This is a genomic window from Kitasatospora sp. NPDC056446, assembly GCF_042796115.1.
Lineage (GTDB): Bacteria > Actinomycetota > Actinomycetes > Streptomycetales > Streptomycetaceae > Kitasatospora.
In genome coordinates, this window is the sequence record NZ_JBHTRF010000161.1 from 1 (window position 1) to 3,376 (window position 3,376).

Annotated in this window: 2 protein-coding genes; both read left to right on the top strand. The window is 75.8% G+C overall.

What is annotated here, in order from left to right:
• Positions 1 to 91 precede the first annotated feature (91 nt).
• Complete coding sequence (locus tag ACFQ6N_RS40095; protein ID WP_380659101.1) at positions 92 to 658, top strand: rhodanese-like domain-containing protein; 567 nt, start codon at positions 92 to 94, stop codon at positions 656 to 658.
• A gap of 252 nt (positions 659 to 910) precedes the next feature.
• A complete protein-coding gene (locus ACFQ6N_RS40100; protein WP_380659102.1) occupies positions 911 to 3,289 on the top strand; it encodes an RICIN domain-containing protein in 2,379 nt (792 codons plus the stop codon).
• Positions 3,290 to 3,376 lie beyond the last annotated feature (87 nt).

Genomic DNA, 3,376 nt, shown 5'->3' on the forward strand with positions numbered 1-3,376 from the left:
GTTTTTTTTTTAAAACCCCCCCCCCCCCCCCCGCCGGGCCCCCCCCGGGCCGGCGCCCGGCACCCCCCACCCCGAGAGGACCCCCCTGCCCATGACCACGCCGTTGACCGTCGAACAGCTCCGGCCCCGCCTGGAACAGCTCACCCTCATCGACGTCCGCTCCCCCGGCGAGTACGCCGCCGGCCACATCCCCGGCGCGCTGAACATCCCGCTGGACCTGCTCGACCGCGCCCTGCCCGCGCTGCGTGACGCCGCCGCCCGCAACGAGCTGGCCGTCGTCTGCGCCGCCGGGCCGCGCGCCGCCACCGCCTGCCGGCGGCTCACCGACGCCGGGATCCCGACACTCACGCTCACCGGCGGCACCAATGCCTGGGCCGGCGCCGGCCGGCCGCTGGACCGGATCCCGGGCGCCCGCGCGGTCTGGCCACTGGACCGTCAGGTCCGGCTCGTGGCGGGCTCGCTCGTCCTCGCCGCACTGCTGGCCGACCCGGCCCTGCCGGGCACCCGCTGGATCGGCGCGGCGGTCGGCGCCGGACTGGCCTTCTCCGCCCTGACCGGCACCTGCGCGATGGGCTCGGCGCTCGCCAGGCTCCCGTACAACCGCCCGCGCCCCGACGGCCCGACCCTGGAGGACACGCTCGCCGCCCTCGGGCGCTGACCGCACCGCGGCCGGCGCGGCCGGCGCGGCCGGAGCCGGTACGCCCGGGACGCGGGGGCCCCCGCCCACCCCTGTGGGGCAGGGGTCCCCGTCGCTCCGGACGCCGACCCCGCGCGGACCGTTGACGAGGCTCGAACAACCATGTGAAATGTCACCCATCACATGCGACGCATTGTCCCTGCTGATTTGAACGTTCAAACCCCCTGTCAGTCAACCGGCACCGCCGCTCCCCCGACCGGAAGAGGACCCGCCATGCCGCCCCGCACCCGCGCCTTACCGTCCGGTCCCCTGCTGCTGGCCGTCCTCGCCGCCCAGGCCCTCGGCGCCGGCCCGGCCCTCGCCGCCGACCGCGCGCACGACCCGGCACCGCTCGCCGACGGCGGCAGCTACGTCCTCGGCTCCGCGCTCGACGGCAGCTGCCTCGGACCGCGGTACGCGCGGTCCGACCCCGGCACCCCCGTCGTCGGCGCGGACTGCGGACGCCTGCTCAGCCTGCGCTGGCAGCTGCGCCGCACCGGCGGCGACTACCTCCTGGTCAACGCCGCGAGCGGCCGCTGCCTCACCCTGGCCGGCCCGGACAGCCCGCCCGTCACGGCCGACTGCGGCACCTCCCCCGCCGCCGAACGCTTCACCGTCTCCCGTGCCCCGCAAGGGACATGGACGCTCAGTACACCCGGCACCGGCGGCTGCCTGAGCGCCGGACCGGCCGCCGGCCACCGGAACTGCGACGCCCGCCCGGCCCACCGCTGGACGCTCACCCGCACCGAGCCCCTCGTCCTCACGGACCCCGGCTTCGAACAGGGCGGCGACGGCTGGACCCTCACCGCGCACACCGGCATCGCCACCAACAACCCGCACGGCGGCACCCGCCTCGCCTACCTCGACGCGGGCACCGGCTACGCGGTGAGCCAGCAGGCGACCGCCGCCACCGCGGGCGGCTACGACCTCTCCGCCTGGATCGCGACCGGCGGCGCCGGCGGCACCTTCTCGGTCAGCGTCAACGGCGCCGTGGTGCGCTCCCTCACCCTGCCCGAGCAGCCCACCTACGCGAAGTACACGCTCCCCCGGATCCGGGTCGCCGCCGGCGACCGGATCACCCTCGCCGTCGGCTCCTCGCCGACCGGCTGGATCAACGTGGACGACGCCGCCGTCGCCCCGGCCGCCCCCGGCGACCCGGTCGCCAGCTCCTCCGACCCCGAGGCCGTCGCCCTGTTCGACTGGGCCAAGACCAAGGCCAACAGCTGGGTACAGCAGGCCGGCACCACCGGCGTCCTCGACCAGGACGAGAACCACCCCGGCGGCACCGGCACCACCACCTACGACACCACGTACTGGGCCGGCTACCCGTTCCGGTCCGCCTTCTACAGCCGCGACTTCGCCCACCAGCTGGTCGGCGCCCACCTGCTCGGCCTGGACGCCGAGAACAAGACCATGCTGCGCGGCTTCGCCGCCTCCGCCACCGGGACCAACGGCCTCTACCCGGTCTGGGCGCTCGACTTCGACGCCCGCTCGTACGCCGCCATCGACTACCGCGGCCCCACCCGCTTCGTCCGCGAGCTGCCCGCGCCGTTCGAGCTCGTCCAGCAGGCCGGCGTCGCCTACCGCTGGACCGGCGACCGCGACTACGCCGACGACCCCGCCCTCGGCACCTACGTCCGCAACACCCTCGGCCCGTTCATCGCCCGCCACCCCGGGCCCGTCGACAACGGCGGCCTGCCGATCCCGCAGGCCACCAGCCGGAGCATCTTCGCCGGCACCGCCAGTTACGCGGAGAACGCCACCCGCACCTACGCCGAGGCCGGTGACGCCGTCGGCGCGCAGTACCAGGCCTACCTCGCCGCCGCCACGCTGGCCGACGCCCGGGGCGAGACCACCACGGCCGCCGGCTACCGCGAGGCCGCCGACGCGCTGCGGAGCTACGTCAACTCCACCTGGAGCGTGGACGGCCGGCAGCCCGGCGAGGTCGTGCACGGCTACGACACCACCGGCGCGCCGGTCACCGGCTGGGGCTACGAGGCGAGCGTGCTGATGCCGGTCAAGCAGCTGATCGACCCGGGCCCGCGCCGGGACGCCCTGCTCGCCTCGATCGACGCCGCCGACTCCGGCCCGGAGCGCTCGGCCAACCTGGAGGCCTACACCTACCTGCCGGACGCCTTCTTCGCCAACCACGACGGCACCACCGCCTGGAAGTGGATGCGGCACATCTACGAGAGCGTCGGCGAGCAGCACACCAGCGGGCAGATGCTCAACGGCGACTACCCCGAGGTCCCGTTCACCCTGCTCTCCCAGACCGTCCAGGGCCTGCTCGGCGTCGAACCCGACGCCGCCTCGGGCACCCTCGCCACCACCTCCCGGCTGCCCGCCGCGATGGGCTGGCTCCAGGTCGCCGACATCCCGTTCGGCAGTGGCACGGTGACCGTCCGGCACGACGGCGGGCAGCGCAGCACCGTCACCAACACCGGTACGGCGGACCTCACGTGGGAGGCCCGCTTCCCCGGCGAGCACACCCGCGTCACGGTCGACGGCCGGCCCCGGGAGGCCCGCACCAAGGCCGTCGACGGCGTCACCTACACCTACGCCACCGTCCGGCTCGCCCCCGGCCGCTCCGCGACCGTGACCGCGACCGACTGACCCCCACCCCACCGCAGACCCCCACACCGCACCATCGCGGCCGGCCGGCCCCACCCCGCCCGCCGCGGCCCCCCCCCCCCCCCCCCC